The following is a 26,299-nucleotide window of genomic DNA, read 5'->3' as shown; positions in this document are numbered from 1 at the left end:
CCAGCCCCGGGACCAAAGACGCAAAGGCGCCCGCCCGCGGCCCGCGCCCGGAATTTTCCAAAAATTCCGATCCGGAAACTTTGAAAGTTTCCGGCTACTCCACCGCGCGGATCAGCTTGCGCTCCAGCACCCGAAGGACCGTGCGCAGGTCGGACCCGCGTTTCAGCGCCTGCCCGTCCATGCCGAAAACCGCATATTGCCCCTGCCGCCCGCGCAGCTTGGGCCGTTTCTCGATCCGGTAAAGCGGCGTCTCGGCGGTCCGCCGGAAGACCGAGAAGACCGCAACCTCGCGCAGCGACGAGATGCCGTAGTCGCGCCACTCTCCGGCGGCCACCATGCGCCCGTACAGCGACAGGATCACGTTGAGCTCGTTGCGCTGAAAGGCGACCACCTCGTCTGGGGGCGCGCCGCGACCGGGGAAGGGCGTCAGGCTGTTCATGCCACCAGAGTTGCGCTCTTTCAGAGGCAAATCAAGAGGTCAGGCGAACCGGGTGCGAGACCCGGGGGCCGGGGCGGGCAGGGCGGGCATATCGGCGTCGCCGCTGTCCAGCCAGGCCTCGGCATCGGGGGTCAGGCGGGCATAGGCAGCGGCGACGGCGCTGTGCAGATCGCCCGCCGGGATATCCTCGGGCAGCACGCCGGGCGGCACCTCGGGCCAGAGCAGGATCAGCCGCCGCCACCGGTGGATCAGCAGGACACGGGCCGCAGCGCAGTCCAGCGGGGGGCCTGCAAACCCCTGCAGCGCCGTCAGGTCCTTGCCCAGGCGTTCCAGCGCCGCGCGGTGCCCCGGCTCCAGTGCCTGCCAGATCTCTCGCGCGCTTTCGGGCGCCAGCCGGCCGGTCAGCCGAAACCCCTGCGCGGTGTTGGCCACCGGCCCCGTACCGCAGCCATCCGCCGGCCACGCGCAGCCCGCGCGGCGGCTCGCGGGTGTCGAAGACCCATTCCCCGGCCCGGCCCCCGGGCGCGGCATAGATCCGCGCGGTGGCGGGGCCGAAGTCTTCCAGCCCGCGCGGGGTCAGGCTGTAGCTGCTGGTGCGCCCGCTGCGCGTGCTCTGCACCCAGCCGTCCGAGGACAGCCGCGAGAGCGCGGTCCGCAGGGCGCCGGTCTCGATGCCGATGCGCCCCAGCAGGCGGCTCAGCCGCTGCGTTGCCACATGCCCGCCGCGATGCTGCACGCAGTCCCCGAAAATCGTGATCACGATGGACCAGACCCGCGGGCGACCATCCGCGTTCAGGCTTTCGATCAGGGGCGACAAGCGGTCCATACCCCTGATTAGACGCGCTTTCCGCTGCGGCGCAAGCCTGCCCTCTGTTATTCCTTGACCGACCGGTCGGTTTTAGGCATCGTCACGGGCAGGGAGGATAGGGCATGACACCGGAAGAGCGCGCAAGCCGCTCGGCCCGGGCGATGTGGGCGCAGGACGTCGCAAGCCGGGGCATGGGCATGGTGATCGAGGCCATCGCGCCCGGTCGCGCCACGCTGACGATGACGGTCCGGCCCCACCACCTGAACGGGCATGGCATCTGTCACGGCGGCTTCATCTTCACCCTCGCCGACAGCGCCTTCGCCTTTGCCTGCAACAGCTACAACGCCCTGACGGTGGCGCAGGAGAACCAGATCACCTTCCTGTCCCCGGGCCGGGACGGCGAGCGCCTGACCGCCACCTGCGAAGAGCAGGCGCGGCAGGGGCGTTCGGGCATCTACGACGTGCGCGTGACCGGCGAGGACGGGCGCACCGTGGCCCTGATGCGGGGCCTCTCGCGGCAGGTGACGGGCCGGCATTTCGACGAAGAGGAGACCGGCGATGCGTGAGGCATGGCTTTGTGCGGGCACCCGCACCCCCATCGGGCGCTACGGCGGCGCGCTTTCCGGCGTCCGCCCCGATGACCTGCTGGCGGGCGTGATGCGCGCCGTGGTCCCCGCAGGCCTGAAGGTCGACGAGGTCATCATGGGATGCGCCAACCAGGCGGGCGAGGACAACCGCAACGTCGCCCGCATGTCGGCGCTGCTGGCCGGGCTGGGCGAAGAGGTGCCGGGCGTCACGGTGAACCGGCTTTGCGGCTCCGGCCTCGACGCGCTGGCCATGGCCATGCGGCAGGTGAAATGCGGCGAGGCCGAGGTGATCGTGGCGGGCGGCGTCGAATCCATGTCGCGCGCGCCCTTCGTCATGCCCAAGGCGACGCAGGCCTTCACCCGCGCCAACGAGGTCTTCGACACCACCATCGGCTGGCGCTTCGTCAACCGGCAGATGAAGGCGCAGTTCGGCGTCGATTCGATGCCCGAGACCGCCGAGAACCTCGCCGCCGACTTCGGCATTTCCCGCGCCGATCAGGATGCCTTTGCGCTGCGCTCGCAGGAACGCGCCGCCGCCGCCATCGCCTCGGGGCGTATGGCGCGGGAAATCACCCCGGTCACGATCCCGCAGCGCAGGGGGGATGCGCGGGTGGTCGACACCGACGAACACCCGCGCGCCACGACCCTCGACAGGCTCGCCAGCCTGCCGACACCCTTCCGCGAGGGCGGCAGCGTGACGGCGGGCAATGCCTCGGGCGTCAACGACGGGGCCTGCGCGCTGATCGTCGCCTCTCCGCAAGCGGCGGAAAAGCACGGGCTGACCCCCATGGCGCGGCTGATCGGGGCCGCGACGGCAGGGGTGGCGCCGCGCATCATGGGCTTCGGTCCCGCGCCCGCGACGGACAAGCTGCTGGCCCGCCTTGGGCTGGGCATCGCCGAGATGGACGTGATCGAGCTGAACGAGGCCTTCGCGGCGCAGGCTCTTGCCGTGACGCGCCACCTCGGCCTTCCGGACGACGCGGGTCACGTGAACCCCAATGGCGGCGCCATCGCGCTGGGTCACCCGCTGGGCATGTCCGGCGCCCGCCTCGCCCTGACGGCGGCGCATTCGCTGGCCGGGGGCGGGCGTTACGCGCTTTGCACCATGTGTATCGGCGTGGGGCAGGGGATCGCGCTGGTCATGGAACGCCTCTGAGCGCGTTTTGAGGGAGGGCAGGGAGGACGCCATGAAGGATCTGACACCGGAGCGCGACAGCCTCGACCCCATCGAGATCGCCTCGCGCGACCAGATCGCGGCCCTGCAACTGGACCGCATGACATGGTCGCTGCGCCACGCCTACGAGAACGTGCCGCACTACAGGGCCAGCTTCGACGCGGCGGGCGTGCATCCGGACGACCTGCGCAGCCTCGAAGACCTTGCGAAATTTCCCTTCACGGTGAAGTCGGACCTGCGCGCCAACTACCCCTTCGGCATGTTCGCCGTGCCGCGCGAACAGGTGAAACGCATCCATGCCTCCTCGGGCACCACCGGGCAGCCGACCGTGGTCGGCTATACCGAACGCGACCTCGACACCTGGGCCACCGTGGTGGCGCGGTCCTTGCGGGCAAGCGGGATGCGCCCCGGTGATATCCTGCACAACGCCTATGGGTACGGGCTGTTCACCGGCGGGCTGGGCATCCACCTGGGCGCCGACAGGCTGGGGCTGTCGACCGTGCCGATCTCCGGCGGGATGACCCAGCGGCAGGTGCGGCTGATCGAGGACTTCGGCGCCAAGGGCATCACCGTCACGCCCTCCTACGCGCTGTCGATCATCGACGAATACGCGGCGCAGGGGCTGGACCCGCGCAGGTCGCCGCTGCAGGTGGGCATCTTCGGCGCCGAGCCCTCGGACCAATGCCATGCGGCGCGAGATCGAAGAGGCCTTCGACATGCACGCCGTGGACATCTACGGCCTCTCCGAGGTCATGGGGCCGGGCGTCGCCAATGAATGCGTCGAGACCAAGGACGGGCTGCACATCTGGGAAGACCACTTCTACCCCGAGGTCATCGACCCGGAAACGGGCGCGGTGCTGCCGGATGGCGAACTGGGCGAGCTGGTTTTTACCTCGCTGACGAAAGAGGCCTTCCCGATCGTCCGCTACCGCACCCGCGACCTGACGCGGCTCTTGCCCGGCACGGCGCGGTCGATGCGCCGGATGGAAAAGGTCACGGGCCGGTCCGACGATATGATCATCCTGCGCGGGGTGAATGTCTTCCCGACCCAGATCGAGGAACAACTGATGACGGTCGCGGCCCTGGCGCCGCATTTCCAGCTGGAACTGAACCGCGTGGGCCACAGGGACGAGATGACGGTGCTCTGCGAATGCCTGCCCGAAACCGCCGCCGCCCGAGAAGCCGCCGCGCGGGACCTGTCCACGCGGATCAAGCAGGTGGTCGGCGTGACGGTGCGCGTCTCTGTCGCCGACCCGGGCGGCGTCCAGCGCAGCCAGGGCAAGGCGGTGCGCATCCTCGACAACCGCCCGAAGACCTGAGCCCGGCGGGCCGCCGCTCGTCCTTCGGACATCGCCCCGCCCACCGTCCCGTGACCGCACGCGCGCCCCTGTCTTCTTCTTGGTCCAAATACCCCGAACCCGGCCAGCCCCGGGGCGCCCGGTCGGCGGGGCTCCCGTTCCGCGCCGCGCCATCCCAACGGGGCATGCAGGTTTCCGATCGGCGCCAGGGCGTCCCGACAAAACGCCGTTTCCGACCGATCCACCCGCGAATCCGACTTGCCGGAACGCGCGCCCTGCCGTATTTGCGCACTTGGGACACCTCTCCCCAACGAGAGGCATCTATCTGGAAGGTTAGCAGATATGACGACGAAACACCCGGCTCACCGGCCGGCAAACCCGCGTTTTTCCTCCGGCCCCTGTGCCAAGATCCCCACATTCTCGCTCGACAAGCTGTCTGACGCCGCGCTGGGCCGGTCGCACCGTGCCGCCGTGGGCAAGGACAAGCTCAAGGCCGCCATCGAGGGCACCCGCGAGATCCTGAACATCCCCGCCGACTACCGCATCGGCATCGTGCCCGCATCCGACACCGGCGCCGTGGAAATGGCCATGTGGTCGCTGCTGGGCGAACGCAAGGCCACCATGGTGGCCTGGGAAAGCTTCGGCGCGGGCTGGGTCACCGATGTGGTCAAGCAGCTCAAGATCGACGCAGAGGTCAAGACCGCCGACTACGGCGAGATCGTCGACTTCGCCGAGATCGACTTCGACACCGACGTCGTCTTCACATGGAACGGCACCACCTCGGGCGTGCGCCTGCCGAACGGCGAGGCCATCCCGGCAGCGCGTCAGGGCCTGACCATCTGCGACGCCACCAGCGCCGCCTTCGCGCAGGACCTGCCCCGGGACAAGCTGGATGTGACCACCTTCTCCTGGCAGAAGGTCATGGGCGGCGAGGCCGCACATGGCATGATCGTCCTCAGCCCCCGCGCCGTCGCGCGGCTGGAAAGCTACACGCCCGCATGGCCGCTGCCGAAGATCTTCCGCATGACCAAGGGCGGCAAGCTGATCGAGGGCATCTTCGTCGGCGAGACCATCAACACGCCGTCGATGCTGGCGGTCGAGGATTACCTCGTCGCGCTGGACTGGGCCCGCGAGATCGGCGGCCTGCCGAAGCTGATGAACCGGGCCGACACCAATGCCCGCGTGCTCTGGGACTTCTGCGACCGCAACGACTGGATCGCCAACCTCGCCACCGACCCGGCGACGCGCTCGAACACCTCGGTCTGCCTGAAGTTCACCGACGAGCGCATCAAGGACGGCGCGGCTTTCGCCAAGGCGGTTGCGAAGAAGCTTGCGGACCACAACGTGGCGCTGGACGTGGGTGCCTACCGCGACGCCCCGGCGGGCCTGCGCATCTGGTGCGGCGCCACGGTCGAATCCTCGGATGTCGAGGCCCTGACACCCTGGCTGACCTGGGCCTTCGAGGCCTGTATCGAGGAACAGGCGTAACCCGCGCGACCTCGATTTCTTGCAAAGAAATCGTGCCGGATCCTTTGAAAGGATCCGGCCTCTCCCCCCATATCTTCCGTAAAGGACCCGACCCATGGCTCCCAAGGTACTCATCTCCGACAAGCTCTCCGACGCCGCCGTGCAGATCTTCCGCGATCGCGGCATCGACGTCGATTTCATGCCCGAACTGGGCAAGGACAAGGACAAGCTGGCCGAGATCATCGGCCAGTACGACGGCCTCGCCATCCGCTCGGCCACCAAGGTCACCCCCTCGCTGCTGGAACATGCGGACAAGCTGAAGGTCGTGGGCCGCGCCGGCATCGGCACCGACAACGTCGACAAGGAAGCGGCCTCGAAGAAAGGCGTGATCGTCATGAACACGCCCTTCGGCAACATGATCACCACCGCCGAACACGCCATCGCGATGATGTTCGCCGTCGCCCGCCAGATCCCCGAGGCCTCTGCCTCGACCCATGCGGGCAAGTGGGAGAAGTCCAAGTTCATGGGTGTCGAGCTGACCGGCAAGACGCTGGGCGTGATCGGCGCGGGCAATATCGGCGGCATCGTCTGCGACCGGGCCCGGGGCCTCAAGATGAAGGTCGTGGCCTACGATCCCTTCCTCTCGGACGAGAAGGCCGAGCGGATGCAGGTCGAGAAGGTCGACCTCGACACGCTGCTCAAGCGCGCCGATTTCATCACCCTGCACGTGCCGCTGACCGATCAGACCCGCAATATCCTGTCGAAGGAGAACCTCGCTAAGACGAAGAAGGGCGTGCGCATCATCAACTGCGCCCGCGGCGGACTGGTGGACGAAGAGGCGCTGGCCGAGCTGCTGAAGTCTGGCCATGTCGCCGGCGCCGCCTTCGACGTCTTCGCCGAGGAGCCGGCGAAGGAAAACGTGCTGTTCAACCTGCCCAACGTGGTCTGCACGCCGCACCTCGGCGCCTCGACCACCGAGGCGCAGGAGAATGTCGCCCTGCAGGTGGCCGAGCAGATGGCCGACTACCTGCTGACCGGTGCCGTGCAGAACGCGCTGAACATGCCCTCGGTCACCGCCGAAGAGGCGAAGGTCATGGGGCCGTGGATCGACCTTGCCGGGCACCTCGGCAACTTCATCGGCCAGATGACCGATGAACCGATCAAGGCGATCAACATCCTCTATGACGGCTACGCCGCCGAGATGAACCTCGAGGCGCTGAACTGTTCGCTGATCGCGGGCATCATGACCTCGGTAAACCCGGACGTGAACATGGTCTCGGCGCCGCTGATCGCCAAGGAACGCGGCATCCAGATCGCCACCACCAACCAGGCGCAGTCGGGCATCTTCGAAGGCTACATCAAGGTCACCGTAACCACCGAAAAGCGCGAGCGGTCGATCGCGGGCACCGTCTTCAGCGACGGCAAGCCGCGCTTCATCCAGATCAAGGGCATCAACATCGACGCCGAGGTCGACCGCCACATGATCTACACCACCAACGAGGACGTCCCCGGCATCATCGGCGCCCTCGGGCAGACCATGGGGACCCATGGCGTGAACATCGCGAACTTCACCCTTGGCCGCCGCAGCGCCAAGGCCGAGGCCATCGCGCTGCTCTACATCGACGAACCGGCGCCCGCCGATGCCGTCGAGGCGCTCAAGGCCACGGGCCTGTTCCAGCAGGTCAAGACGCTGGAATTCGACGTCCGCTGACCCATGCAAGGGGCGCCCGCCGGGCGCCCTCCGCGGGACCTGCGCAGCCCGCAACCGGGGAAGGTATTTGGAAGACCAGAGAAGGGCAGGACTCCCGCCCGGCTTCTTTGGTCCTGTAAATACCCTCGGGGGAGGCCCGCAGGGACGGGGGCAGAGCCCCCTCTGCCCCCGCCTTGTCCACCCCCGTCGCAATCCGCGACCGGCGGTCTTGCCAGGCCCTTTCAGGCTTCGGCGGCAAATTCTGCCATGAGCGTCTCCAGGGCCTCCATCGGGGGAAACCCCTCGAAGCTGTGCCGCGCGGGTGTTTGTGCCCGGGGCAGCTTCTCCGCCGTCATCGTCTCTATGAAGGGGGTGAACCACGAGGGGTCGTCCAGCATCGTGGGCCGGACGTTCAGGAACATGTCCAGCCCGGTGATCCGCGTGAACATCCAGGTCATGCAGTCCGGGCAGCACATGTGGCTCAGCTGGTCGCCTGCCGCGCCGCCCCGCACGGGTTCTCCGGCGATGACCTCGAAGCCCTCGGTCGGGACCATGGCGGTCAGGGAAAAGGCGCTCGCCGCCATCTTCTGGCAGCCCCGGCAGTGGCAGGCGGCGGTCATCAGGGGCGGCGCGGTGATGCGGATGCGGGTCGCGCCACAACGGCAGCTTCCTTCCATCGGCAGGTCGGGTTTCGGCATCAAGGGTCTCCTCAGTCGGCTTCGGGCGCAGCATAGCGGCCCCATCGGCGCAGGCCAGCCTTTCGCCTTGTATCCCGCTGCCGTTGCCGGTTGAGTGCGCCCCGGGAAAGGACGCCCCCATGCCGCTTTACGCCGTCGGCGACATTCACGGACAGCTTGGCCAGCTGGAACAGGCGCTCGACCGGATTGCCCGGGACGGGGGCACGGATGCGCCGGTGGTCTTCCTGGGGGATTTCGTCGACCGGGGCCCCGACAGCCGCGCGGTGATCGAGACCTTCCTGGCCGGTCTGGCCGGGGGCCGCGACTGGTCCTTCGTCAAGGGCAACCACGACCGCATGTTCGAGCGCTTCCTGACCGAGGGCATCCTGTCCGACGCGCAGATCAAGTCGGGCAAGCTCTACCTGCATCCGAACCTCGGCGGGGCAGCGACGCTGCAATCCTATTTCGACCTCGCGGGGGCCTTCGGCATCGACGACGCGACCGCCGCCCGCTTCGGCGTCGAGGGCGTGCCGGGCGACATCCTGCCCGATCTCATCGCGGCGGCGCGCACGGCGGTGCCCGAAAGCCACAGGGCCTTCCTTCGCGACCTGCCGCTCTGGCTGGACCGGGGGCCGCAGATTTTCGTGCATGCGGGCATCCGCCCGGGCCTGCCGATGGGCTACCAGCAAGAGGACGACCTCTTGTGGATCCGGCATGAGTTCCACCGCGACACCCGCGATCACGGCGCCCTGATCGTGCACGGGCATACGCCGGTGGACTGGCCGGAATTGCACCTCAACCGGCTCAACCTCGATACCGGCGCGGGTTACGGGCGCGAGCTGGTGCCGGTGGTCTTCGACGGCGACGGCATCTTTGCCCTGACCGCCCGGGGGCGCGCGCGGCTTTAGCCCGCCTGCGCCTGCCCGGCCTCTGCCGCCGTCAGCGCGGCCCATGCATCGTATTGCGCCAGAAAGACCTGCCCCGACAGGTCATCCGAGGAAATGCGAGCGCTTGAGGCGGTCCATGACCGGCCCCTTGACCTCTGACAGGTGCAGGGTGATGCCGGCTTCGGCCAGCCGCCGGTTCAGCTCTTCCAGCGTTTCCAGCGCGCTCATGTCGACCTCGTTCACCGCCGCGAACATCAGCACGACGTGTTTCGGCGCCGGGTCGCGGGCGATGCGGTCCAGCACGTAGTCCTCGAGAAAGCGGGCGTTGGCGAAGTACAGGCTTTCGTCCACGCGCAGCGTCACGATATCCGCGCGGGTCAGCACCCGGTGGCGCAGGATATTGCGGAAATGCTGGGTGCCGGGCACCAGTCCGACCTCGGCCACATGCGGCCGCGAGGTCTTGTAGAGATGCAGCAGGATCGAGATCAGCACCCCGGCAGAGACCCCGGCCTCGACCCCGAAACCCAGCGTCAGCGCGATGGTGGCGAAGACCGCCGCGAAGTCCACCCGAGAGTAGCGCCACGCGCGCCCGAGGATCGAGAAATCGACAAGGCTGAGGACGGCGACGATGATCGTCGCGGCCAGCGTTGCCTTGGGCAGGAAATACAGCAGCGGCGTCAGAACCAGCGTCGCGACGAGGATGCCGACGGCGGTATAGGCGCCCGCCGCGGGCGTCTCGGCCCCGGCATCGAAGTTCACCACAGAGCGCGAAAAACCGCCCGTCACCGGAAAGCCCCCCGACAGCGATGCGGCCAGGTTCGAGGTGCCCAGCCCGATCAGCTCCTGGTCCGGCGAGATGCGCTGGCGCCGTTTCGCGGCCAGCGTCTGCGCCACGGAAACGGATTCGACGAAGCCGATGATCGAGATCAGCAGCGCCGACAGGAACAGCTGGCTCCAGAGCGTCGGATCAAAGAGGGCAGGGTCAGCGGCGGCAGGCCCATGGGCACCGCGCCCACGACCTTCACGCCGCCCCAGCCCGACAGGTCCAGCGCCCATGTCAGCAGCGTCGTCACGAAGACGGCGGCCACCGGACCGGCCTTGGCGCCGATGTCGGCAAGGCGCGGCGGCAGGCCCGCCGCCAGCAGGCGTGGCTTCAGCCCCTTGCGGACCCAGAACAGGAAGGCGGTGGCAAGGCTGCCGATCACCAGCGTCAGGATATTTGTCTGCCCGATCTGGGCCAGCAAGGACCCGATCAGGCCGATCAGCGTATGGCCCTCTGCCTCGACCCCAAGGATATGTTTCAGCTGCGAGGCGGCGATCAGCACACCCGAGGCGGTGATGAAGCCCGCGATCACCGGGTGGGACAGAAAATTCGCCAGAAAGCCCAGCCGCAGAAGGCCGAGCGCGGTCAGCATCAGGCCCGAGAGAAAGGCCAGCGTTCCGGCTGCCAGGGCGATCGCCGCCGGGTCCGTCAGGCCAAGGTTGGCCACCGCCGCGGCGGTCATCAGCGAGATCACCGCCACGGGCCCGACGGCCAGCGTGCGCGAGGTGCCGAAGATCGCGTAGGCCACCAGCGGCAGGATCGAGGCATAAAGGCCCATCTGCGCGGGCAGCCCGGCCAGCAGCGCATAGGCCAGCGATTGCGGGATCAGCATGATCGTGACGATCACGGCGGCCACGAGGTCCGAGGCGGCGGTGCTGCGGTCGTAGTGGCGCGCCCAGCCGAGAATCGGAAGGTATCGGGTCAGCCGACGGGTGGCGGGACGGGCAGGGGACATTCCGGAAGATCCTGTAAGGGGGCCGCCGTGCGGCCATTGTCCCACCCTATATATTCATCAAAATGAATTTGAAACCCCCGCGGTGCGGCGTTTCCGCATTCCTGCGTTCCGGGCGGGGCCATTCACCGGGGCCCGGGTGCTGGCCTTGGCTCGGCAGGGGGCGACAGAGCGGGGCGTGGGGCGGCAACACAGGGAAATCGATCCGGCGCCGGGGGGCAGGCGGGCGCCGCGCGCCAAAGCGTCGCGGTGCCCGCCTGCGGCCCGGATCTCGCCCGGTCAGGCCTTCAGCCGGTAGCCCCTGCGGAACATCGCCCAGGCCAGCAGGCAGACCGCCAGCGTTGCGGAAAAGGCCACGGCGAATCCCAGGGCCGGATGGCTGTCCGAGACGCCGATCATGCCCCAGCGCGCGCCGTCGATCAGGTAGAAGACCGGGTTCAGATGGGTCACCTGGTAGAGGCCCGGCGGCAGCGATTCGACCGAGTAGAAGGTGCCCGACAGGAAGGCCAGCGGCGTGACGATGAAGTTGGTGATCGCCGCCATCTGGTCGAACTTGTTGGCATAGATCCCCGCCAGCAGACCCAGCGCCGACAGGAAGGCCGCGCCCAAGAGCACGAAGGCCAGCGCCGCAAGGGGATGCGCCGGCACGATCCCCAGCGCCAGCCACAAGGCCAGCGCAAGGCAAAGCGCCACGATGGCCCCGCGCGCGATGCCGCCCGCCAGATAGCCCAGCACCAGCTCTCCGGCGGAAAGCGGCGGCATCAGCGTGTCGACGATATTGCCCTGCACCTTCGAGATCACCAGCGAGCTCGAGGTATTGGCAAAGGCGTTCTGGATCACCGTCATCATCAGGATGCCCGGCGCGATGAAGGTGGTGAAGGGCACGCCCATGACCTCGCCGCGCTGCGGGCCGATGGCGATCGAGAAGATGACCGGGAACAGCCCGCCGGTCACCAGCGGCGCGGCCAGCGTCTGGGTCCAGACGTTCAGGAATCGCAGGATTTCGCGGCGGGCCAGGGTCTGGAGGCCAAGCCAGTTGATCCGGTCAGAAGCGGCGATCGCCCTGGGCGTATTGGGTGGGGCTGTGCATGTGTCCTCCTGTCCGGTGTCGGGCGCCTTGTATCTCGCCCTGTGATGATTAGAATAGGGGGCACCAAGCAAATTTCCGGCGGCCCCGACATCCGTGGCCGCTTTTTTCAGTGGGAAAGCCGCATGTCCTGGACCGATGAACGCGTAGAACTGCTCAAGAAGATGTGGACGGAAGGGCAGTCCGCAAGTCAGATCGCCAAGGAACTGGGCGGCGTGACGCGCAACGCGGTGATCGGCAAGGTCCACCGCCTGGGCCTGTCGAACCGCGCCGGCGGCGCCCCGGTGGCCGAGGCAAAGCCCGCGCCCAAGCCGGAACCGGCCGCCAAGCCCGCCCCGGCGGCCAAGGCGGCCCGCCCGGCACCGGCCCCGCAGCCGGAACCGGAACCCGCACCCGCTCCGGAACCCGTGGCGGCCGCGCCCGCGCCGACCCCGGCGCGCAAGCAGATCATCCCGGCGGGCCAGCCCCTGCCGCCGCAGCCCTCGACCAACGAGATCAGCCCCGAGGCGCTGGCCAAGGTCAGCGAGATCGAGAAGAAGGCCAAGCGCCTGACCCTGATGGAACTGACCGAGCGCACCTGCAAATGGCCCGTGGGCGATCCGGCGACCGACGACTTCTGGTTCTGCGGCCTGCCGGTTCAGCAGGGCAAGCCCTACTGCGAGGCGCATGTGGGCGTGGCCTTCCAGCCGATGTCCTCGCGCCGCGACCGCCGCCGCTGAGGCCGCGACCCGGACGCGGGCCTCATGGCCGGGCGTCCGCCGCTGCGCTCCTCCTTCTTCTTTGGTCTTCCAAATACCTCGGGGGAGGCCGCAGGCCGGGGGGCAGCGCCCCCGCCCGGTCGCCTGCCGCGGGGCAGGCGAAACCCCGTGGCTGCGACGGAACCCCCTTCCCGTGCGCCCGATCCGCGCGTATATGCCGCCCATGCAGAATCCGCCCGATCTTCGCCCCGACCTGGCCCGCGCCCGCATTTCCGACACCGTCCGCGACGGCCAGCCGACCATCGGCATGGTCTCTCTCGGCTGCCCCAAGGCGCTGGTCGACAGCGAGCGCATCCTGACGCGCCTGCGGGCCGAGGGCTACGGCATCTCGGGCGATTACGCGGGCGCCGATGCGGTGATCGTGAACACCTGCGGTTTCCTCGACAGCGCCAAGGCCGAAAGCCTCGGTGCCATCGGCGAGGCGCTGGCCGAGAACGGGCGGGTGATCGTCACCGGCTGCCTAGGCGCCGAGCCCGAGTATATCACCGGCGCGCATCCCAAGGTTCTGGCGGTCACCGGCCCGCACCAGTACGAACAGGTACTGGACGCGGTCCACGCCGCCGTGCCGCCCAGCCCCGATCCCTTCATCGACCTGCTGCCCGCCAGCGGCGTCAGCCTGACCCCGCGCCACTACAGCTACCTCAAGATCGCCGAGGGCTGTAACCACAGCTGCAAGTTCTGCATCATCCCCGACATGCGCGGCCGCCTCGTCAGCCGCCCGCAGCGCGCCGTCATGCGCGAGGCCGAAAAGCTGGTCGAGGCCGGGGTGAAGGAGCTGCTGGTGATCAGCCAGGACACCTCGGCCTATGGCACCGACTGGAAGGACCGCGACGAGAAGTTCCCGATCCTGGGCCTGTCGAAGGCGCTGGGGGCGCTCGGCGTCTGGGTGCGGATGCATTACATCTACCCCTATCCGCATGTCCGCGAGATGATCCCGCTGATGGCGCAGCGCGCCGAAAACGGCCTCCTGCCTTACCTCGACATCCCCTTCCAGCACAGCCACCCGGACACGCTGCGCCGCATGGCCCGCCCCGCCGCCGCCGAGCGCACGCTGGACGAGATCGCCGCCTGGCGCGCCGCCTGCCCGGATATCACCCTGCGCTCGACCTTCATCGTCGGCTACCCCGGAGAGACCGAGGCCGAGTTCCGGCACCTGCTCGACTGGATGGACGAGGCGCAACTGGATCGCGTCGGCTGCTTCCAGTACGAGAACGTCGCCGGCGCTCGCTCGAACGCGCTGCCCGATCACGTCCCTGAAGAGGTCAAGGCCGAACGCTGGGCCCGCTTCATGGAGAAGGCGCAGGCGATCTCCGAGGCCAAGCTGGCGGCTAAGGTCGGACAAGAGATCGAGGTGATCGTCGACGAGGTCGACGAGGACGGCATCGCCACCTGCCGCACCAAGGCCGACGCGCCCGAAATCGACGGCAACCTCTTCATCGACGAAGGCGCAGGGGCGCTGGCCCCGGGCCAGATCGTCCGCGTCGAGGTGGACGAGGCCGGCGAATACGACCTCTGGGGACGGCTGGTCTAGCGGGTGGACCTGAAAAGGCGGGCGCCCCTGAGGGGCCAGCGGCGCGGCTGAAATCGGGGTGAAGGAATCCGACGGTTACGGCAGACGCGGCGACCGGTCGCATCGAGATCCGAGCAACCGTGATGAGTGCAGAATGCGACGCGGGTGCAATATGCGTGGGCCTGTCGCGACACGGCCCAGAGCCGACATTCGTGTCAAGCGCAGCGGATGACCGGTCCAGCCCAGAAGTCGACTACCCGCCTTGAAACGTCAAAAAGTCCAACATGGCTTCAAAATCACCATCCATGGCTCCGATACCTTGCACAGCTGGCGGTTGAACATTCCTTGAGCCGGAGCGCTAGGCGAACTATCAGTGTCAAAAGGAAAACTGAGGATTGATGATGAGCCTTCAGGATCAAGTAAACAGCGCCAAGCGTACGGTCAACACGGACACTCTCTCGTTCTCGATCAACGAGTTTATCGGCATGTACGAGTCTGGGGAGATCAACATCAACCCAGCCTTCCAGAGGACCTTCCGGTGGGGCCCTGAACAGCAATCCAACCTCATTGAATCGCTTCTGATAGGAGTCCCGCTGCCGCCTGTGTTTGTCTACGAAAATATCGATGGCACGTGGGAGCTGATCGATGGGCTGCAGCGGTCATCCACGATCATAAAGTTTTTTGGGAAGCTGAAGGCGGCAGGAACTGACGACCTTCAGCCGCCTTCTATCTTGAGCGCAACCGAATATCTCCCTGATTTGAATAACGTTGTCTGGCAGAAAAGCGCTCTAATTGAAGGTGTTCCTTTTGATGAGCAAATCGAACTCGATAGTGCGCAGCAGTTATTTTTGAAACGCTGCCGGATAAACGTCGAGGTGCTAAAACAGCCGAGTAGCAATGAGACGAAGTTTGATCTTTTTCAAAGATTGAATCGGGGTGGATCGGCTGCGAATGACCAAGAGATACGCACGTGCCTGGTAGTGATGAAATCGCCAGAATTCGCAGAGGTACTGACGAGTTTTGCGTCTTTTAACGAGATGCAGGAGCTCTGCAAGCTATCGCCAGACGATGTGAAAAAGCAGAGAGACGTTGAATTCGCAACAAGAATTGTGTGCCATACGTACAAAGACCTCCGTCCCAGAGATGACCTCAATGAGTTTCTCGATAGGTCTGTGTTGGAAATCATTGACGAAGCAGACCTGGAAGAACTCAAAGAGAGATACTTTGGCAGTATAAGAATGGTATATGCTGCAGGAGATGACGCCCTGCTACCCAGGCAGGGGCGGCGTAAGGTTTTCACGCTTCAAGGTTTGGAAACGATTATAGTTGGCGTCTGCAGAAATTACCGAAAGATTGTTCAGCTTTCTAATCCAGACGAATTCGTTTCTAAGCGGATTGATGACTTCTGGAGTTCTGAGGAAATGAAAGTCTACACGTCATCTGGGATGTCTGCTTCAGATCGAATACGGCAGACGGTACCTCTTGGAGATCATTGGTTCGCTCCCGAGTGAAGGATGTTCAGCTTTGAAACCATAGCTTCTAATGAGCGAGCAAGGCGTGCAAGGAGCCTTTCAAACTCTCGCGCTCTATTTATCGGTGCCACGGAGCCTTTAAAGGAGGTTGCAGCGCAATCCCTCATCGTTATGTGTTACGCCCATTGGGAGGGGTTTTTCAATTACTGCGTTGATCTTTATATTAAGGCAGTCAATAGCGCTGGGAAGAATATTTCTCAAATAAATCCAGCCCTTCTGGCTTGCGAAATCGAACCGCATCTTATGTCCTTGAGAGATCGGAACTTTCGGATAGATGCACGTCCAGATTTTGCACGGCAGGTCTTCGCGCTGAGTGATCACACGAAGATCACAAGCGATCACTCAATTCTCAAAGCGGCGTCGAACCTAGATTTCAAGAGACTTCGAAACTGCCTAAGCGCGTTGGATGTCGATGAGGGCCGCCTTCTTCAACATCAAAATTTTATAGTCCATGAGCTCGTAAAATGGCGACATCAAGTTGCGCACGGTGACGAACCTGATCTGGGCTCAGCGGACCTGATCGCTCACTCCCATAGAGCCGAGGAATTACTTATCATAGTTCTTGAGGTATTTTCGGACAGAGTCGCAAGGTTTTAAGACTTAGGATCGATGAACGGCACTCGGATTAACGCTCACCCTGAATCAGAATTGCCGCACTGTAGTTTTTCATAAACATCTACGGTGACGTCCGCTTCCTCCGCATGACCGCGCAGATGGGGCCCCAAGCACCGGCGGCGAGGGCCAAGGCAATCCGCACGGTACGACCGCCGATTGGCCCGGTTCCGCGACCCGTCCCGCCGTCAGGGTTCCGGCCCGTATTCCTGCGTCCGGATGTCCTCGCTGTCGCCGGATTGGACCAGAACGGCGGGGGCGCTGCCGGGGCTGTAGAGCGGGTCGGGCAGCATTCCGATCGACATGGCCAGCGCCGCAAGCTCTACCCGGTTCGTCGTGCCGGTCTTCTGCATCAGCGCGTTCAGTCTTTGGCGCACCGCCGAGACGGAAATCTCCAGGTGGTCGGCGATGTGCTTGTCGAGATAGCCGCGCCCGATCAGCTCCATCAGCTCCAGCTGCTTGTCGGTGATGCGGTTGCGTTCCACGTATTCCTGCGTGAAGTGCAGCAGGTAGCGCTGGTGTGCCGCCTGCGCGCAATGGGTCAGGGTCCAGCCCTCGGCGGCGAGGATGTCCAGCAGGGCGCCGCGATCATGATCGCCGAGAAAGCTCATCATCGCCGCCTGCCGCGGGGCGTGCTGTCGCAGCGGGATCGAGATCCCGGCGCGCATGCCCCGCCGCGCCGCCTCTCGCAGGACCTTGATGCGGCCATCGGGCAGCGTGCGGTACTCGCGCAGGAACTCCAGCCCGACGACGATGGGTGTCAGGCAGGCGATGCCATGGCTGCGGAAATAGGACCAGCGGTACAGGTCCGGGTCGGTGTTGGCATCGTGCAGCCAGCTTGCGTCGTAAGAGGTGCGCACGAACATGGTGCGCCGCCAGTCGCCGTAATCCGTCGCCGCGATGAAGTCGATGCAGGGCAGTCCGACGTCCTGCCCGAGGGCCTTCAGAAGCGCCCAGACCTCGTCGGAGTGGGTGGTCTGCTCCAGCCGCCGCAGGAACTTCTGCATGCGGGGCGGAAAGAAGCTCTCGGCCCCGAAGGCGCCGCGCGGGGCAGCGCCCTGCGGCTGGTTGCCTTCAGGCGCCTTCATCTTCGAGGTGCAGCTTCATGTCGATCAGCACCTTCTGCAGCGCCAGCGTCTCTTTCAGCAGGCGCTTTGCCTCGGTCGCGGAAATCACGCCATCGGCAATAGACTGGTGATACTCGGCCATCAGCATGCCGAAGCGCTGCGACAGGGCGATCACGTCGGAATTCACCCCGCCCGTGCTGCGGTCGTTGGACCGCGTCTCGGTGAACTCCAGCGAGATGCCTTTCAGCTCGGCCAGCGCCGCGGTGACATGCGGAAAGGTTGCGGCCTCTTCCAGCGCCGCCACAGCATCCACGGGCATGAAGCGCTCGGCGTGTTCGTCGTAGTCGGAGTAGTAGCGCCCCAGCGTCGCCTTCGATTTGCCGGTCAGCGCGCAGGCGGCTTCGATGCCGACGTCCTTGACCAGCGCCTCTGTGTGCTTCTTCAGGTATCGTCCGACAATCGCCATCGCTTCTCCATCCGGCCCGGCTCCGGAACGGGAGGGGAACCTGCAAATCGCTTTCCCATTAGCCAAACCTGTCAGAAATGTCATGCTTAAATCCAGTCCGGGCTGTGCCGGGCCGTACCAGTGCCGGGCCGTTTGGGTCCGGATTGGCCGGGTTCTGTCCCGCCGCGCGCCGCGCGACAGGCGGTGCCCGGCCTGTTTTTGCCCTGTGTTCCGCATGCGCCCCTGCCGGTGCGTTCTGCCGCGGCATCGCCGCCCGGAAAGCGCCGTGGGGGGCGCGGCAGGCGGGTCGTCTTCGTGGTGTCTGTCCGGCCTTGTCCCGGGCGCGCCCCTGCCCGGTTGCGAGGGCGGCGGTCTTCGGGCAAAGGGTTCGCCCATGGCCAAGCTGCATTTCCATTATTCGACCATGAACGCGGGCAAGTCGACGCTGCTGTTGCAGGCCGCGCACAACTACAACGAACGCGGGATGCAGACGTTGCTGCTGACCGCCGCGCTGGACAGCCGTGCCGGGCCCGGGATGATCGGCTCTCGGATCGGGCTGTCGCAGCCCGCGCGCACCTTCGATGCGGAAACCGACCTTCAGGCGCTGATCGCGGCGCGGCTGGCCGAGGGGCCGGTGGCCTGCGTCTTCATCGACGAGGCGCAGTTCCTGACCCGCGAGCAGGTCTGGCAACTGGCGCGGGTGGTGGACGATCTGAAGCTGCCGGTCATGGCCTACGGGCTGCGCGTGGATTTCCGCGGCGCGCTGTTTCCCGGCTCTGCCGCGCTTCTGGCGCTGGCCGATGTGATGCGCGAGGTGCGCACCATCTGCCACTGCGGCCGCAAGGCGACGATGGTGGTGCGGCAGGGGCCGGACGGGCAGGCGCTGCGCGACGGGGCGCAGGTGCAGATCGGCGGCAACGAGACCTATGTCAGCCTCTGCCGCCGCCATTGGCGGCAGGCGATGGGCGATCCTGCGGCCTGACGCCCCTGCGATCCGCGCCGCGCTGGCCGGTGTCGGCGTGCCCGGCCCGCCGGGCCGGAGGCTGGCGGGGATCGGCTCATGCCCTCGGGCCCGGCGCGGAGGGCGCCAATAACCGATTCATCTGAGGGCCGAAACGCGCTAGGTTCCGGGCAAAGGCAGGGGTGAGCGGATGCGTGTCAGGGCGATGTGTGTGGCGGTGATGCTGGTTCTGGGCTGGGCGGTGCAGGCCCCGGCGCAGGATCGCGCGGGCGTGGAACGGCAGTTCCGGGGCTGGCTGGAACAGACCGTCTGGCCGCAAGCCAGCCGCAAGGGGGTCAGCCGGGCGACCTTCGACCGGGCGTTTCAGGGCGTCTCGCTGGATTGGGACCTGCCCGACCTGGTGCCGCCGGGCACCCCGGTGCAGACGCCGAAACGCCAGCGGCAGGCCGAATTCGGCAACCCGGGCAAGTATTTCAACCGGGGCTCGGTCGAGGGCGCAACGGCGGTCGGGCGCCAGATGGCGCGCGCCCATGCGCAGGCGCTTGCGCGGGCAGAGGCGCGCACGGGCGTTCCGGGCCGGATTGTTCTGGGCATCTGGGGCCGCGAGTCCGGCTATGGGCGGGTCGCGATCACCCACGACGTCTTCCGGGTACTGGGCACCAAGGGCTTCATGTCCACCCGCGCCGGGTATTTCACCGAGGAACTGGTCGCCGCCCTGCAGATCGCCGAGGCCGGCCACGCGCCCTCGGGGGCGATGAAATCCAGCTGGGCGGGGGCGCTGGGACAGCCGCAGTTCATGCCCACCAGCTTTCTGAAATACGCCGCCGACGGGACCGGGGACGGCCACGCCGACATCTGGCGCTCCGAGGCGGATACCATCGCCTCGATTGCCAATTACCTCGCGAAACACGGCTGGCAGAAGGGCCGGGACTGGGGCTTCGAGGTACAGGTGCCCGAGGGCGTGTCCTGCACGCTGGAAGGGCCGGACCAGGGCCGGCGCATCCGCGACTGGGCCGCCATGGGGATCACGCGGGTCGGCGGCAAAGCCTTCCCCGAGGCAGAGGCGCGGCAGCAGGGCTTTCTCTTGATGCCTGCGGGCCGGTCGGGCCCCGCCTTCATCGTGACGCCGAACTTCTACGTGCTGAAGGACTACAACATGTCCGACCTCTACGCGCTTTTCGTGGGCCACGTGGGCGACCGGATCCAGTACGGCATGGGTGATTTCACCGCACGCTGGGGGCAGGTCGGCGGGCTCTACCGGTCGGACGTGGCGGTGATGCAGCGCGCGCTGGAAGGCATGGGGCACGACGTGGGCGGGGCCGACGGGCTGCCGGGGTTCAAGACCCGCCGCTCGATCGGGCGCTGGCAGGAGGCCACGGGCCAGCGCGCCACCTGCTTCCCCGAAGCGGCGATGAAGGCGCGGCTTCGCTAGCGGCAGGCGGGAAGCGTTTTCGAAAACGCTTGCAAATTTCATGCATGAAATTTCCCAGCGCCCAGGGCTGCCGGATCAGTGAAACCTTTGCGGCGGAAGGCCTTTTGCGGCTAGGCTTGACGCAGGGGCAGGGCGGCAGGCGCCCGGCCCATGGTGCAAGGAGTTCCGCATGACCCGCATTCCCACGCTCTTTTTCGCCACGGCGGCCCTGTTTGCCCTGATCGGCATGGCCTGGGGTATCCAGATGTCGGCTTCGCAGGACCATGCGCTGTCGCCCGCCCATGGCCACCTCAACCTGATCGGCTTCGTCGCCATGGCGGTCTTTGGCGGCTACTACGCGCTGAACCCGCTGGCCGCCGCGTCGCGGCTGGCGATGGTGCATTACGCGCTGACGCTGGCGGCGGTGATCGTGCTGGTCCCGGGCATCGTCATGGCGCTGAGGGGCACGGGCGAGGCGCTGGCCAAGGGCGGCTCGGTTCTGGCGCTTCTGTCCATGGCGCTGTTCCTCGTCGCGGTCCTGCGGCATGCGCGAGGCCTGATGCGCTGAACACCCTTGCACGGGGCAGGCAACGGGGCAGGCAAACCCTGCCGCCCGCGCACCGCCCGGCAGGGGGCTGGGGCAAGGGAGGCCTCAGGCGCGTTGCACCAGCACCGAGCCGACAGAATACCCGGCCCCGAAAGAGCAGATCACCCCCGGTCGCCCGGTGCGAGGTCCGCTGAGTTCTGTGAGAAGGCGATGATCGACCCGACTCGAAGAGGTATTGGCGTAGTCCTGCAGGATATTCGGCTGCTCGCCCGCCTCCGGCTCGCGGCCCAGGACCTTCTTGCCGATGAAGTCGTTCATCGTCTTGTTCGCCTGATGCAGCCAGAGCCGTTTCAGGTCATCGGCCTGCCAGCCTTCCTCGCCGAGGTGCCCGAGGATATGGGCCGAGACCATGGGCAGCACCTCCTTGAAGACCTTGCGGTACCGTTCTGCATGAACTGCATGTCCCGCCGGTCCTCCATCTGGTCGCGGGTGCGCCGCAGAAAGCCGTCGTTGTTGCGGATATTGTTGGAGAACTGCGTCGCGCAGCGGGTCGAGACCACGTCCCAGCGCGCGCCCTGCGCCTCTTCGGCGCGTTCCAGAACCAGCGCGGTGCAGACGTCGCCGAAGATGAAGTGGCAGTCGCGGTCGCGCCATTCCAGATGGGCCGAGCAGATCTCGGGGCAGACCACCAGCGCCCGCCGGGCGCTGCCCGCGCGGATCATGTCGCCCGCCGCCTGAATGCCGAAGGTGGCCGAGGAACAGGCCACGTTCATGTCGAAGGCAAAGCCCTGCGCGCCCAGCAGCTGCTGGATCTCGATGGCCACCGCCGGGTAGGCGCGTTCGTGGTTCGAGGCGGCGCAGATGATCAGGTCGATGTCGGCGCCGGTGCGGCCCGCCATCTCCAGAGCCCCGGTGCAGGCCTCCTGCGCCATCTCGGCCATGATGCCGGGCTGATCGTCGGGCCTTGCGGGCAGGGCGGGATACATGCGGTCGGGATCCAGCACGCCGGATTTGTCCATGACGAACCGCCGCTCGATCCCGCTGGCGCTGAAGATGAAATCGGCGCTGGACGGCGTCTTGGCCTCGACCTCTCCGGCGGCGATTTTCTCTGCGTTGCGGGCGTTCCAGCCTTCGGCATAGGCGTTGAAGGCCTCGACCAGTTCGTCGTTGGAAATGCTCTGGGCGGGGGTAAAGACCCCGTGTCCCGAGATGGCGGGCTGGTACATGCGCGGCTCCTTCTGTGCGGTGACGGAACCGCAGTCGGGCGCGGAGGTCAAGCGCAGCGTGACGGAACCGTGGCGGTCCCTGCGGGGTTTCCCCTTCGGAAGGGAGCATCCAGATGGACAGACTTTCGCATTATATCAGCCTGCTGACCCATACGGTCGTGACCGGGTCGCTGATCGTCGCCTTCCTCGCCATGGGGTACTATTCCTGGCAGGCGATCGCCGTGGCGGTGGTCATTGGCGTGGTGGCGGCATGGCCGCTGGCCAAGCTGATCTCGCGCCGGATCAAGACCCGCGATCCGGCGTTCAATCCACCCCCCAGCAAGGGGATCCTGCCCGACCCGCAGGCGCCGGAAAGTTACTGAACCGGGCCTTGCGGGAGGTTTCGGCGCGCGGGTTGCGTGCCGCGCCTGTGGCTGCATCACGCCGGAAAGGCCTCGTGGCCGTCACCCTGCACAGCCAGCAGCGGTGGGCGCAGAGGGATCCCGCCAACCGCGCCACGTTTTCCTGGCCGGGCCGTTCCTAGACCGGGTTCGGCAGCGGCTCTCCGGCGAAGAAGGCGCGCAGGTTGGCGACGGCCAGCCGCCCCATGCCCTCGCGCACTTCCAGCGTCGCCGTACCGAGGTGCGGCAGCAGGGTGACCGTATCGAGCGCCTTCAGCCGCTCCGGCACCTGCGGCTCGTTCTCGTAGACGTCCAGCCCGGCGCCGCCGATGCTGCGGGCTTCCAGAGCCTCGATCAGCGCCGTTTCGTCCACCACGTCACCCCGGGCGATATTGACCAGATGCGCATGCGCGGGCATCGCCTTCAGCACGCTGGCATTCACCGTGTGCCGGGTCGCGGCGCCGCCGGGTAGGGCGACGACGAGGAAGTCGACCTGGGCGGCCAGGGCCTCCGGGCTGTCGCAGCGGGTCGCGGGGAACCCCAGCTCTTTCTCCGAGCGCGAGGCATAGGCCACGCTCATGCCAAAGCCAAAGTGGCAGCGCCGCGCGATGGCCTGCCCGATCCGCCCCATGCCCAGCACGCCCAACCGCTTGCCGGTGACGTGATGGCCCAGCATCTGCACCGGGTGCCAGCCTTCCCAGTGCACCGGTGCGGACCAGCCGCTCGCCCTCGGCGGCGCGGCGCGCCGACATCAGCAGCAGCGTCAGGGCGGTGTCAGCGGTGGCGTCGGTGACGGCGCCGGGGGTGTTGGTGACGGCGATGCCTGCGGCCTTGGCGGCCTCTACGTCGATGTGGTTGAAGCCCACGCCGAAGTTGGCCAGCAGCTTGCAGCGCGGGTCCGGCACGGCGGCGAAGACCTGTGCATCGTAGAGGTCGCCCAGCGTCGGCAGCACGCCGTCGTAATCGCGCAGAGAGGCCTCCATCTCGGCCCGGGTCATCGGGTCGGGGCGGTCGCGGTATGTGACGTCGAAGAGCGCGCGGGCCTCTGCGACCACGGCGTCGGGCAGGTTTCGGGCAATCAGAACCTTGGGCAAAGCGCTCTCGTCTCTCTGGGGGCGGTCGGGCCGGGGCTTGCCGGGACGGCGGCCCCGGAGTTGGGAAGGGTCCGGTCCCGCGCCAAAGGCTTGGGGCGGGGGACCGGGGCGGGGGTCACAGCATCCTCGATCCGTTGGGGACGGGCTTGTCGGGGGTCAGCAGCACGACCGCCTCGGCGTCGTCGTAGAGCCCCAGCACCAGCGCCTCGGACATGAAGGGGCCGATCTGGCGGGGCGGAAAGTTCACCACGCCCATGACCTGTTTTCCGACCAGCTCTTCGGGTGCGTAATGCAGGGTGATCTGGGCCGAGCTTTTCTTGACGCCGATCTCTTCGCCGTAGTCGACCCAAAGCTTGATGGCGGGCTTGCGCGCCTCGGGAAAGGGTTCGGCCTGCACGACCGTGCCGACGCGGATGTCGACCTTCAGGAAGTCGTCGAATGTGATCTCAGCCATCGGCAAGCACCTTTGACCGGGCGGCGGCGGCGCGCACGGTGGCGCGCATCAGGGGCGGCAGGCCCTTGTCCGCATCCATCAGCACCTCCAGTCCCGCCTGCGTGGTCCCGTTCGGAGAGGTCACGTTGCGCCGCAACTGCGCCGGGTCCTCGCCGGTCTCCTGCGCCAGCGCCCCGGCCCCCGCGACGGTGGCGCGGGCCAGCGACAGCGCGAGGTCGGGCGCGAGGCCCTCGGCCTCAGCGGCGGCGGCGAGGCATTCGATCATGTGGAAGACATAGGCCGGGCCAGAGCCGCTGACCCCGGTCACCGCGTCCATCTGGTCTTCGGATTCCAGCCGCACGACCTCTCCGACGGCGCTCAGCAGGCTTTCGGCCATGTCGAGATGCGCCACTGTCGCCTGCGCGTTGCCGATCACCGCAGTGATGCCGCGCCCGATGGCGGCGGGGGTGTTGGGCATGGCGCGCACGATGGGCGCCTTCGCCCCCAGCGCCGCCTCGTAAGAGGCCATGGTGACCCCGGCGGCGACCGAGACAAACAGCGTCTCACCGCCACCCATGGAGGCCAGCACCGGCAGCGCCTCGGCCATCATCTGCGGCTTGACCGCGATCAGTACGATGGCCGGATCGGCGGGCAAATCTTCGTTGACGTGAACGCCCTGCGCCGTGACCCAGTCCGAAGGCTTCGGATCCTGCACCCAGACCGATGCAGGCGGCAGCCCGCGCCCAAGCCAGCCTTCCAGCATGGCCGATCCCATCTTGCCGCAGCCCAGCAGCACCAATCCGCGCTGCGCGATCTCTCCGTCTTTCATGACGCCTCCATCCGGTTTGCCCAAGGGGTAAGCAAAGACGCGGGCCGCTGCAATGGCGGGGGGCACGGCGCGGGGCTGTACGGGACAGGCGCCTGTTGAAGCGGCGCCCGGAGACCGCGGGCTGTAACAAGGCCGGGCGACGACGGTCGCCGCCTTTTCTCAGAGAGACGACGACCTGCCACGAGGCGCGGAGGATACGGGCTGCCGCGATGCTGCGAGACGACCGTCCCCGCGACCCCGAAACATTTCGGGCCGCCGCGATGTCGCGACGGCCCCTTTTGTGGGTCACGGCGCCGGGAGGCCGGTCGTTGCCGCGCCTAGCCCTTCACCAGCATCTTGCGGGGCAGGTCGCAGAAGACCTCCGGCTCGCCGTCGGTGATGGCGATGCTTTCGGTCGTCTCGTAGCCCCATGTCTCCATCCAGAGGCCGGTCATGAAGTGGAAGGTCATGCCCGGTTTCAGAACGGTCCGGTCGCCCCGGCGCAGCGACATGGTGCGCTCGCCCCAGTCGGGCGGGTAGCTGAGGCCGATGGAATAGCCGCAGCGGTTGTCCTTGACGATGTTGCGCTTTTCCAGCGACTTGAAGAAGGCGTCGGCGATGTCGTGGCAGGTATTGCCCGCGCGCGCGGCCTCCAGCCCCGCGTCCATGCCTTCCAGAACCGCCTCTTCCGCGTCGAGGATCTCTTGCGGCGGCTTGCCAAGGAAGATCGTCCGCGACAGCGGCACGTGGTAGCGCTGGTAGCAGCCCGCGATCTCGAAGAAGGTGCCCTCGTTTGCCTTCATCGGCAGGTCGTCCCAGGTCAGGTGCGGCGCGGCGGCATCGGGGCCCGAGGGCAGCAGCGGCACGATGGCGGGGTAGTCGCCGCCGTGTTCGTACCACTCGTCATAGCGCAGCCCGGCGTCGTAGATCTCGGCCACCAGATCGCACTTGCGCACGCCCACATCGACCTCGCGCGCGATGCGGCGGTGCATGCGTTCCACGATGCGGGCGGCCTGCCGCATGTATTCCAGTTCCTTCTCGGATTTCACCGCGCGTTGCCAGTTGATGAAGCCGGTGGCATCCTTGAACTTGGCGTCCGGCAGCCCGTGGGTCAGCCGTTCATGCGCGCGGGCCGAATACCAGTAGTTGTCCATCTCGACGCCGATGGTGCCCTTGTTCCAGCCCATGTCGGTGAGCCTGTCGCAGAGATACTCCATCGGGTGGATCTCGGTCGACTGCACGTAGTGGTCGGGGTAGCCGATGACATTGTCGCGCCCGACCCAGACGGTGCGATAGGCGCCCTGCGCATCCTGCCCGCGCCCGAACCAGATCGGATTGCCGGTGGGGCCGATGATCACGCATTGATGCACGTAGAAGGACCAGCCGCCATAGCCCGAGACCCGGGACATGTTCGACGGGTCCGACAGGATGAGCATGTCGTAGCCCTCGCGCTCCATCCGGGCGCGGATATGGACCAGCCGTTCCTGGTATTCTTCCGTGGTGTAGCGTTCGGGCGTGCGTTGCAGCTTGTTCATGGGGACCTTTCGGGGTTTGCCGGCAGGGGCGATGGCCAGAGCCTGCCAACACCGGTGCGTTGGGGCAACCCCCTGCCGATTGACAAGGCGG

General features: G+C 66.8%; 23 protein-coding genes and 5 pseudogenes. 14 read left to right on the top strand and 14 right to left on the bottom strand.

Annotation, left to right across the window (positions count from 1 at the left end):
- Nucleotides 1-94: 94 nt before the first annotated feature.
- The 3 genes and pseudogenes from ABFB10_RS07520 to ABFB10_RS24030 all read right to left on the bottom strand — a co-directional run.
- Nucleotides 95-439: a DUF2794 domain-containing protein gene (locus ABFB10_RS07520; RefSeq protein ID WP_347166042.1), complete on the bottom strand. Its 345-nt coding sequence runs from the start codon at nt 437-439 to the stop codon at nt 95-97.
- 39 nt (nt 440-478) lie between these two features.
- Entirely contained in the window at nt 479-871 is a 393-nt protein-coding gene (locus ABFB10_RS07515; RefSeq protein WP_347166041.1) for a PaaX family transcriptional regulator C-terminal domain-containing protein, read from the bottom strand.
- A gap of 148 nt (nt 872-1,019) precedes the next feature.
- Nucleotides 1,020-1,265: pseudogene (locus ABFB10_RS24030) on the bottom strand (PaaX family transcriptional regulator C-terminal domain-containing protein); the annotation flags it as partial.
- Nucleotides 1,266-1,369: 104 nt separating this feature from the next.
- On the opposite strand from ABFB10_RS24030, the gene paaI reads away from it, so the two are divergent.
- From paaI to serA, 5 genes and pseudogenes are all read left to right on the top strand, one after another.
- The gene (gene paaI, locus ABFB10_RS07510) at nt 1,370-1,813 is read left to right on the top strand and encodes a hydroxyphenylacetyl-CoA thioesterase PaaI (RefSeq protein ID WP_347166040.1); all 444 of its coding nucleotides are present in this window, start codon (nt 1,370-1,372) and stop codon (nt 1,811-1,813) included.
- Nucleotides 1,806-2,990 (top strand): 3-oxoadipyl-CoA thiolase, encoded by a 1,185-nt coding sequence (gene pcaF / locus ABFB10_RS07505; RefSeq protein WP_347166039.1) that lies wholly within the window; start codon nt 1,806-1,808, stop codon nt 2,988-2,990. The genes paaI and pcaF overlap by 8 nt, the downstream gene beginning before the upstream one ends.
- A gap of 31 nt (nt 2,991-3,021) precedes the next feature.
- Nucleotides 3,022-4,327, top strand: a pseudogene (paaK, locus tag ABFB10_RS07500) (phenylacetate--CoA ligase PaaK).
- Between the two features lie 321 nt (nt 4,328-4,648).
- Nucleotides 4,649-5,794 carry a phosphoserine transaminase gene (locus ABFB10_RS07495; RefSeq protein WP_347166038.1) on the top strand — a complete coding sequence of 382 codons (1,146 nt, stop codon included), beginning with the start codon at nt 4,649-4,651 and terminating at the stop codon, nt 5,792-5,794.
- Nucleotides 5,795-5,888: 94 nt separating this feature from the next.
- Nucleotides 5,889-7,484 (top strand): phosphoglycerate dehydrogenase, encoded by a 1,596-nt coding sequence (serA, locus tag ABFB10_RS07490; protein WP_347166037.1) that lies wholly within the window; start codon nt 5,889-5,891, stop codon nt 7,482-7,484.
- Between the two features lie 221 nt (nt 7,485-7,705).
- On the opposite strand, the gene ABFB10_RS07485 is transcribed toward serA, so the two are convergent.
- On the bottom strand, nt 7,706-8,161 hold the full coding sequence (locus ABFB10_RS07485; protein ID WP_347166036.1) for a GFA family protein: 456 nt from the start codon (nt 8,159-8,161) through the stop codon (nt 7,706-7,708).
- A gap of 119 nt (nt 8,162-8,280) precedes the next feature.
- Here ABFB10_RS07485 and ABFB10_RS07480 point away from each other — a divergent pair, with 119 nt between their 5' ends.
- On the top strand, nt 8,281-9,048 hold the full coding sequence (locus tag ABFB10_RS07480; RefSeq protein ID WP_347166035.1) for a metallophosphoesterase: 768 nt from the start codon (nt 8,281-8,283) through the stop codon (nt 9,046-9,048).
- On the opposite strand, the pseudogene ABFB10_RS07475 reads toward ABFB10_RS07480, so the two are convergent.
- Nucleotides 9,045-10,805 (bottom strand): annotated as a pseudogene (locus ABFB10_RS07475) (SulP family inorganic anion transporter). The gene ABFB10_RS07480 and the pseudogene ABFB10_RS07475 sit on opposite strands and share 4 nt — an antisense overlap.
- A gap of 276 nt (nt 10,806-11,081) precedes the next feature.
- Nucleotides 11,082-11,892, bottom strand: a pseudogene (locus ABFB10_RS07470) (ABC transporter permease).
- Nucleotides 11,893-12,014: 122 nt separating this feature from the next.
- Between ABFB10_RS07470 and ABFB10_RS07465 the strand changes: the two are divergent.
- The 4 genes from ABFB10_RS07465 to ABFB10_RS24025 all read left to right on the top strand — a co-directional run bounded on the left by ABFB10_RS07465 (nt 12,015) and on the right by ABFB10_RS24025 (nt 16,286).
- Nucleotides 12,015-12,608 (top strand): GcrA family cell cycle regulator, encoded by a 594-nt coding sequence (locus ABFB10_RS07465; protein WP_229245950.1) that lies wholly within the window; start codon nt 12,015-12,017, stop codon nt 12,606-12,608.
- A gap of 193 nt (nt 12,609-12,801) precedes the next feature.
- Complete coding sequence (gene rimO / locus ABFB10_RS07460) at nt 12,802-14,178, top strand: 30S ribosomal protein S12 methylthiotransferase RimO (protein WP_347166034.1); 1,377 nt, start codon at nt 12,802-12,804, stop codon at nt 14,176-14,178.
- A 377-nt stretch (nt 14,179-14,555) separates the two neighbouring features.
- Nucleotides 14,556-15,668, top strand: a complete 1,113-nt coding sequence (locus ABFB10_RS07455) for a GmrSD restriction endonuclease domain-containing protein (protein WP_347167962.1) — start codon at nt 14,556-14,558, stop codon at nt 15,666-15,668.
- A gap of 3 nt (nt 15,669-15,671) precedes the next feature.
- Nucleotides 15,672-16,286 carry an MAE_28990/MAE_18760 family HEPN-like nuclease gene (locus tag ABFB10_RS24025; protein ID WP_430522995.1) on the top strand — a complete coding sequence of 205 codons (615 nt, stop codon included), beginning with the start codon at nt 15,672-15,674 and terminating at the stop codon, nt 16,284-16,286.
- 203 nt (nt 16,287-16,489) lie between these two features.
- Here ABFB10_RS24025 and ABFB10_RS07450 read toward each other — a convergent pair whose 3' ends face one another.
- Nucleotides 16,490-17,389, bottom strand: coding sequence for a helix-turn-helix transcriptional regulator (locus tag ABFB10_RS07450; protein ID WP_347166033.1), 900 nt, complete (start codon nt 17,387-17,389; stop codon nt 16,490-16,492).
- Nucleotides 17,376-17,834 carry a hypothetical protein gene (locus ABFB10_RS07445; protein WP_347166032.1) on the bottom strand — a complete coding sequence of 153 codons (459 nt, stop codon included), beginning with the start codon at nt 17,832-17,834 and terminating at the stop codon, nt 17,376-17,378. Before ABFB10_RS07445 ends, ABFB10_RS07450 begins: the two co-directional genes overlap by 14 nt.
- 373 nt (nt 17,835-18,207) lie before the next feature.
- Here ABFB10_RS07445 and ABFB10_RS07440 point away from each other — a divergent pair, with 373 nt between their 5' ends.
- From ABFB10_RS07440 to ABFB10_RS07430, 3 genes are all read left to right on the top strand, one after another.
- Nucleotides 18,208-18,795 (top strand): thymidine kinase, encoded by a 588-nt coding sequence (locus ABFB10_RS07440; RefSeq protein ID WP_347166031.1) that lies wholly within the window; start codon nt 18,208-18,210, stop codon nt 18,793-18,795.
- Nucleotides 18,796-18,964: 169 nt separating this feature from the next.
- On the top strand, nt 18,965-20,206 hold the full coding sequence (locus tag ABFB10_RS07435) for a lytic murein transglycosylase (protein WP_347166030.1): 1,242 nt from the start codon (nt 18,965-18,967) through the stop codon (nt 20,204-20,206).
- 169 nt (nt 20,207-20,375) lie between these two features.
- The gene (locus ABFB10_RS07430) at nt 20,376-20,753 is read left to right on the top strand and encodes a hypothetical protein (RefSeq protein ID WP_347166029.1); all 378 of its coding nucleotides are present in this window, start codon (nt 20,376-20,378) and stop codon (nt 20,751-20,753) included.
- A gap of 84 nt (nt 20,754-20,837) precedes the next feature.
- Here the strand turns inward: ABFB10_RS07430 and ABFB10_RS07425 are convergent, their stop codons facing one another.
- Both ABFB10_RS07425 and ABFB10_RS07420 read right to left on the bottom strand, forming a co-directional pair.
- Nucleotides 20,838-21,143: a 3-oxoacyl-[acyl-carrier-protein] synthase III C-terminal domain-containing protein gene (locus tag ABFB10_RS07425; RefSeq protein ID WP_347166028.1), complete on the bottom strand. Its 306-nt coding sequence runs from the start codon at nt 21,141-21,143 to the stop codon at nt 20,838-20,840.
- A complete protein-coding gene (locus ABFB10_RS07420; protein ID WP_347166027.1) occupies nt 21,083-21,958 on the bottom strand; it encodes a beta-ketoacyl-ACP synthase III in 876 nt (291 codons plus the stop codon). The genes ABFB10_RS07425 and ABFB10_RS07420 overlap by 61 nt, the downstream gene beginning before the upstream one ends.
- 113 nt (nt 21,959-22,071) lie before the next feature.
- Between ABFB10_RS07420 and ABFB10_RS07415 the strand changes: the two genes are divergently transcribed.
- Entirely contained in the window at nt 22,072-22,320 is a 249-nt protein-coding gene (locus tag ABFB10_RS07415) for a hypothetical protein (protein ID WP_347166026.1), read from the top strand.
- Nucleotides 22,321-22,477: 157 nt separating this feature from the next.
- Here ABFB10_RS07415 and ABFB10_RS07410 read toward each other — a convergent pair.
- The 4 genes and pseudogenes from ABFB10_RS07410 to doeA form a co-directional block, all read right to left on the bottom strand.
- Nucleotides 22,478-23,432, bottom strand: a pseudogene (locus ABFB10_RS07410) (2-hydroxyacid dehydrogenase).
- Nucleotides 23,433-23,547: 115 nt separating this feature from the next.
- A complete protein-coding gene (locus ABFB10_RS07405) occupies nt 23,548-23,886 on the bottom strand; it encodes a tRNA-binding protein (RefSeq protein WP_347166025.1) in 339 nt (112 codons plus the stop codon).
- Entirely contained in the window at nt 23,879-24,694 is an 816-nt protein-coding gene (proC, locus tag ABFB10_RS07400) for a pyrroline-5-carboxylate reductase (RefSeq protein ID WP_347166024.1), read from the bottom strand. Before proC ends, ABFB10_RS07405 begins: the two co-directional genes overlap by 8 nt.
- Nucleotides 24,695-25,011: 317 nt before the next feature.
- On the bottom strand, nt 25,012-26,208 hold the full coding sequence (doeA, locus tag ABFB10_RS07395) for an ectoine hydrolase DoeA (RefSeq protein WP_347166022.1): 1,197 nt from the start codon (nt 26,206-26,208) through the stop codon (nt 25,012-25,014).
- Nucleotides 26,209-26,299: the final 91 nt, after the last annotated feature.

The sequence above is a fragment of the Ponticoccus litoralis genome (genome assembly GCF_039769985.1).
GTDB classification, from domain to species: domain Bacteria; phylum Pseudomonadota; class Alphaproteobacteria; order Rhodobacterales; family Rhodobacteraceae; genus Ponticoccus; species Ponticoccus litoralis.
Note: the sequence above shows the minus strand (reverse complement) of the source record. Positions and strands in the feature narration are given on the sequence as shown.

Bases quoted from the DNA above. Each gene is read 5' to 3' on its own strand.
- ABFB10_RS07520 (WP_347166042.1), bottom strand. From the start codon at position 439: ATGAACAGCCTGACGCCCTTCCCCGGTCGCGGCGCGCCCCCAGACGAG.
- paaI (WP_347166040.1), top strand. From the start codon at position 1,370: ATGACACCGGAAGAGCGCGCAAGCCGCTCGGCCCGGGCGATGTGGGCG.
- pcaF (WP_347166039.1), top strand. From the start codon at position 1,806: ATGCGTGAGGCATGGCTTTGTGCGGGCACCCGCACCCCCATCGGGCGC.
- ABFB10_RS07495 (WP_347166038.1), top strand. From the start codon at position 4,649: ATGACGACGAAACACCCGGCTCACCGGCCGGCAAACCCGCGTTTTTCC.
- serA (WP_347166037.1), top strand. From the start codon at position 5,889: ATGGCTCCCAAGGTACTCATCTCCGACAAGCTCTCCGACGCCGCCGTG.
- ABFB10_RS07485 (WP_347166036.1), bottom strand. From the start codon at position 8,161: ATGCCGAAACCCGACCTGCCGATGGAAGGAAGCTGCCGTTGTGGCGCG.
- ABFB10_RS07480 (WP_347166035.1), top strand. From the start codon at position 8,281: ATGCCGCTTTACGCCGTCGGCGACATTCACGGACAGCTTGGCCAGCTG.
- ABFB10_RS07465 (WP_229245950.1), top strand. From the start codon at position 12,015: ATGTCCTGGACCGATGAACGCGTAGAACTGCTCAAGAAGATGTGGACG.
- rimO (WP_347166034.1), top strand. From the start codon at position 12,802: ATGCCGCCCATGCAGAATCCGCCCGATCTTCGCCCCGACCTGGCCCGC.
- ABFB10_RS07455 (WP_347167962.1), top strand. From the start codon at position 14,556: ATGATGAGCCTTCAGGATCAAGTAAACAGCGCCAAGCGTACGGTCAAC.
- ABFB10_RS24025 (WP_430522995.1), top strand. From the start codon at position 15,672: ATGTTCAGCTTTGAAACCATAGCTTCTAATGAGCGAGCAAGGCGTGCA.
- ABFB10_RS07450 (WP_347166033.1), bottom strand. From the start codon at position 17,389: ATGAAGGCGCCTGAAGGCAACCAGCCGCAGGGCGCTGCCCCGCGCGGC.
- ABFB10_RS07445 (WP_347166032.1), bottom strand. From the start codon at position 17,834: ATGGCGATTGTCGGACGATACCTGAAGAAGCACACAGAGGCGCTGGTC.
- ABFB10_RS07440 (WP_347166031.1), top strand. From the start codon at position 18,208: ATGGCCAAGCTGCATTTCCATTATTCGACCATGAACGCGGGCAAGTCG.
- ABFB10_RS07435 (WP_347166030.1), top strand. From the start codon at position 18,965: ATGCGTGTCAGGGCGATGTGTGTGGCGGTGATGCTGGTTCTGGGCTGG.
- ABFB10_RS07430 (WP_347166029.1), top strand. From the start codon at position 20,376: ATGACCCGCATTCCCACGCTCTTTTTCGCCACGGCGGCCCTGTTTGCC.
- ABFB10_RS07425 (WP_347166028.1), bottom strand. From the start codon at position 21,143: ATGGTCTCGGCCCATATCCTCGGGCACCTCGGCGAGGAAGGCTGGCAG.
- ABFB10_RS07420 (WP_347166027.1), bottom strand. From the start codon at position 21,958: ATGTACCAGCCCGCCATCTCGGGACACGGGGTCTTTACCCCCGCCCAG.
- ABFB10_RS07415 (WP_347166026.1), top strand. From the start codon at position 22,072: ATGGACAGACTTTCGCATTATATCAGCCTGCTGACCCATACGGTCGTG.
- ABFB10_RS07405 (WP_347166025.1), bottom strand. From the start codon at position 23,886: ATGGCTGAGATCACATTCGACGACTTCCTGAAGGTCGACATCCGCGTC.
- proC (WP_347166024.1), bottom strand. From the start codon at position 24,694: ATGAAAGACGGAGAGATCGCGCAGCGCGGATTGGTGCTGCTGGGCTGC.
- doeA (WP_347166022.1), bottom strand. From the start codon at position 26,208: ATGAACAAGCTGCAACGCACGCCCGAACGCTACACCACGGAAGAATAC.